At 43.2% G+C, this 4,031-nt stretch carries 5 protein-coding genes; 2 read left to right on the top strand and 3 right to left on the bottom strand.

Features of this window, described 5'->3' with window-relative positions:
* The coding region (locus HY58_RS18325) for a hypothetical protein (protein ID WP_039135604.1) at positions 1–777 on the bottom strand (777 nt) is incomplete at its 3' end.
* A 353-nt stretch (positions 778–1,130) separates the two neighbouring features.
* Between HY58_RS18325 and HY58_RS18320 the strand changes: the two genes are divergently transcribed.
* Both HY58_RS18320 and HY58_RS18315 read left to right on the top strand, forming a co-directional pair.
* On the top strand, positions 1,131–1,340 hold the full coding sequence (locus tag HY58_RS18320) for a hypothetical protein (protein ID WP_039135601.1): 210 nt from the start codon (positions 1,131–1,133) through the stop codon (positions 1,338–1,340).
* Positions 1,331–1,723: a type II toxin-antitoxin system VapC family toxin gene (locus HY58_RS18315; RefSeq protein ID WP_039135600.1), complete on the top strand. Its 393-nt coding sequence runs from the start codon at positions 1,331–1,333 to the stop codon at positions 1,721–1,723. Before HY58_RS18320 ends, HY58_RS18315 begins: the two co-directional genes overlap by 10 nt.
* A gap of 1,071 nt (positions 1,724–2,794) precedes the next feature.
* On the opposite strand, the gene HY58_RS19115 is transcribed toward HY58_RS18315, so the two are convergent.
* The gene (locus HY58_RS19115; protein ID WP_052324287.1) at positions 2,795–3,154 is read right to left on the bottom strand and encodes a hypothetical protein; all 360 of its coding nucleotides are present in this window, start codon (positions 3,152–3,154) and stop codon (positions 2,795–2,797) included.
* Positions 3,155–3,158: 4 nt separating this feature from the next.
* Positions 3,159–4,031: hypothetical protein (locus tag HY58_RS19665; RefSeq protein WP_039135598.1), on the bottom strand; the 873-nt coding region annotated here is incomplete at its 5' end.

The raw sequence follows: 4,031 nt of genomic DNA, 5'->3' as shown, positions 1-4,031 counted from the left end.
CAACTGGTTATGGAGCAACTGCCCGGTGGCACTGTAGTTGTATTTATACTGTAAACTATCCATGGCCAGCTTTGTGGCCATGCCCTGGCGAAGGTATTGGAGGATATTGCCATTGCCATCATAGGCAATACGTTCCTTATAGGCCTGCTGGGTGGTGAGCGGACTGGTCCATTGGTTGGAAGAGGGCGTGAACTGCTGGTAGCTGTCCATGCCCGTGAGGCGGCTGAGCTGGTCATACTGGTAATTGTACAATTGCGCCCCGTTGAGCCCGGAGATATTGACAGCCATCGCCGTGATATTACCATTGTACAGGGGCTTGAACTGATTGGCGGGCAACTTGCTGCTGAATTCCGCGAAAGGCTCCGCGCCGGGGCCCACAGGCCGGTAGTCATCCCCGAAATAAGTCAGCGAAAAACCCATGGCATCCCGCGCCGTATACTGATGGATACCGCCGGCCTTTCCATCTCCGCCCATATCAAAGGCCCCCTGGTACAAACTCGTACTATTGACCCCCTTCAACCAGCCTTGCAGGCTGTAGGCATAATCAAGGCCCTGCACCTTCAGATCACCCAGTTCGGTGCGCGCAAGAGGGCCGTGCCGGTAATAGTCATAGGTAGCGTCCACTTCCCATACCCAGCCATCGGCGCTGGTCTTAACGGCACGCAAACGGTTTTCAGCATCATAGTCATACTGATGGAAGAACTGGTCGGCCTTACCCGGGTTGTAGGATACCATATTAACCTTACCACTGATCAGATCATAGTGGTAAGTGATCATAGAAATTGTATCTGAAATACAATGGAAATAAGTGAAATACGAAAAAACGTAGTAAATCAATTAAATTTGAAACAAATGCGTGATATGGTACTGGTACTAAAAAAAGGCGCTACCAAGAAGGAGATAGCGGCAATCCGCAAGAAGTTGGAAAAACTTCCAACCAAAGGGGTGGATACGTAAAAATATTGTGGTGTCATTAAGTTGAAAGAAGATCCGCTTGAGATACAGAAAAAAATGCGCGATGAGTGGCAGTAAATTTTTGCTGGATACCAATGCCATTTTATACATATTGGGAGGGGATGAAACGCTTGCTGATTAAGGCAGCCAAACTTAAAGCCATTTAAAAACAAACCATGCAAACAGTAACGATCGATATTCTCAATAGCAAAGCTGTAAAGCTTCTGCAGGATTTGGAGCTCCTGCAGCTCATACGTATGCGCAGGGAAAAAACGCAGCCAGCGACAGCTGTTAACTGGGTTGCCAAATACAAAGGGGCGATGACCAAACAACCTTTAACCGATATTGACAACCAGCTAAACGAACTTCGCAACGAATGGGAATAAAATATATGTGGGATACCAATACCGCAATCTATTATTTGCAACAACAGTTCCCGCCAGGTGCAGAAAAATTTATGGATGATTTACTGAAGGATGAACAACCTGTGATTTCTGCTATTACGGAAATTGAACTGCTTTGCTGGAAAACTGCCACTGATAAAGATTTGGATGTGCTGCGCAACTTTATCAGTGATTCCCTGGTGATAGAACTGGAACAACCCATCAAATTAAAAACCGCCGATATCCGCAAAGCACGTAAGATTAAGTTGCCTGATGCCATCATCGCTGCTACAGCCCTTGTTTATGACCTTACCTTGCTTAGCCGCAATACGACTGATTTCAGCAGCATTAACGGACTGAAAATTGTTAACCCCTGGGAAAAATAAAACCCACTGATTGAGCAGCGGCTTTTAGTTACTCATTTGTTTATTCGCCTGTAAACTGCAATTTGTGAGGTAACAGGAGACATAAATGAAAAAGTAGTGTCTGTAATATTTATGATTACATATGAGGATTGAAGTGTATCATTTCTGTAATATGAAAAAAATGCTCATTTTCCGAACATCGTATAGTGTCAGTACCAATTACCCCAAATTCCAAAAGAATGTACGTGTAGCCCTTTGTTCCTAGTTGAGATATCATTGTAATATTACCATTGTACAGGGGCTTGAACTATCCCGCGTCGTATACTGATGGATACCGCCGGCCTTTCCATTTCCGCCCATATCAAACAAAGGCCCCCTGGTCGCCTTAACCAGAACAGGATTCAACCCTAAAAGAAAGAGGTTGCGAGCAGATTTGAACGAATACAGCTAGTGTTGCTGGGGGTTCATTTTGGTAATATTGGACGGAGTCCCTCCGGATGTACACATAGGCCTCTTGCAGATGAACTTTTGCCGGATTATCAATCACTAAACGAAGCACCTTCGCTACCATGAATTCATCTCTTTTTCCAGGGTATCCAGGCTTAAAGATTCACCGCGGCTGATGCGCTCCATGGCTTCATCCAACTCCCGGTTGTAGGCCTCTACATTTACACCTTCTGCCGCCAGGGTGGAAATTCCGCTCTACCTAACCACTGTTTTCCATAAAGAATTTACCACTGAAACCAATTCAGATATATTGCTGCCTTAGGAGAATTGATTCGAAATTTGAACTTATTAGTGGTCATTCAGACCCGAAATGAAATGGTCAGCTTCTGTGGAGTTTCCAGGCAGTGGGGCCGTGTAGGATCACTTTTTCCGTTTCAACAGCTTTTACAATAGTTGCCTATCCCTCCCGAAGCTGCGCCTGCTTGTGTTCCGATAAATGATCAAGTGAAGTTTGCATCCTTGCGTAAATTTATTGCAATACCCCATAAAATGAAAACCGCTGATGAATAATCACCAGCGAGTTTTATATAAATAGCAACCCCAATATCCGAGACATTGTCAAATACAAGTATGCGTGGCAAATTCCTACACCTCCAGAATTTTAATGCTATCTATGTCTTTCAATTGAACCTTTAAAAGACCAACTAAATAATCATCTATTCTCATGTCAATCCGTTCAATATCAGAAAGGGTAATCCAAGGAGAAACGGACAATGTAAAATGACTTTCATCCTCAAACCCACTATAACCCTCCAGAACTACTTTAAGACCAAGTATTGGCTCATTCAAAAAAATTGCAGGCACTTCTTCATGAATCTCCAACTCTTTCCCGCCAAATTCTAATCCGCCAAATAACTTTTGAGACAAAATAACAGCCAATTCTTCAAGCGAAAGCTCTGATTTTAGTGAGACATATCCCACAATAAATGGTGCGACTTTTTGCATAGTTCTAAGGATTTAATATTTTATATCCACTGGGCTTGACAGCCTTTTCAAATTCTTTCTGAGTGAAGATCCTGAATGTAAATGGCTTCTTTGAATCTGTCCTATATCCGCCTAGATTCTTGAACGACTCCTCCAAGGAATTGGACAACCCTTCCAGCTCCTTTATATTTCTTCCATTTCTAAAATTAGATGACCCAAATTTCCCAGCCAATTGATCACTAACAATAAAAGCATCTACATCAAAATCCGCCGGATCAAATCTTGCTCCAGTCTTATATTTTTCTCCAGTCGCTAATGACCCACGATATCCAATCATAGCTTCCTGATCTAACGCTTTCACAGAATTCACCACACCTTTCAATAGGTCATCTACGGTTGATATTATAGCTCGCCTAGTGAGCAAATATTTCAATTCACCAGCACCAGTTGCGAGTGAAACACCATCAATCACAGGAAACGCTAAATTGTCGGCAAACGCATTCCAAGTTTTATTTCCAGCGAGTTTTGTTCCGGGTTTCTCTTTACCATCATCATTATAACCCGCAAGATCATACAGATTTTTCTTGGCTATCTCATGGCGCTCTTTTTCAAAATCATTAAGCCTTTCCGGATTTGAAATCGTAGGTGTTAGCCTATTGGCTCTAGCCATTGCAGTCATAATCTTATGGCGTGGTGCATCAGCTTGTTGTTTTATTACAACAGGAATGGCATCCCGATAGTGTTGTACGGCAGTTCCATCGACCGAAAAAATGCCAACCTTACCAGCTGCAGAACGCTCGGCACCATCCAAGTCAATAAATGCTATTGGGCTGTTTTCAGCGTAAGCATAATTACTGTTCCAGGGATAATCTTTAAATAGCGGATCCACACTCAAAAA

It is taken from the genome of Flavihumibacter sp. ZG627 (assembly GCF_000814325.1).
Lineage (GTDB): Bacteria > Bacteroidota > Bacteroidia > Chitinophagales > Chitinophagaceae > Flavihumibacter.
The sequence above is the reverse complement of the archived record's forward strand: the minus strand, read 5'-3'. Positions and strand labels throughout refer to the sequence as shown.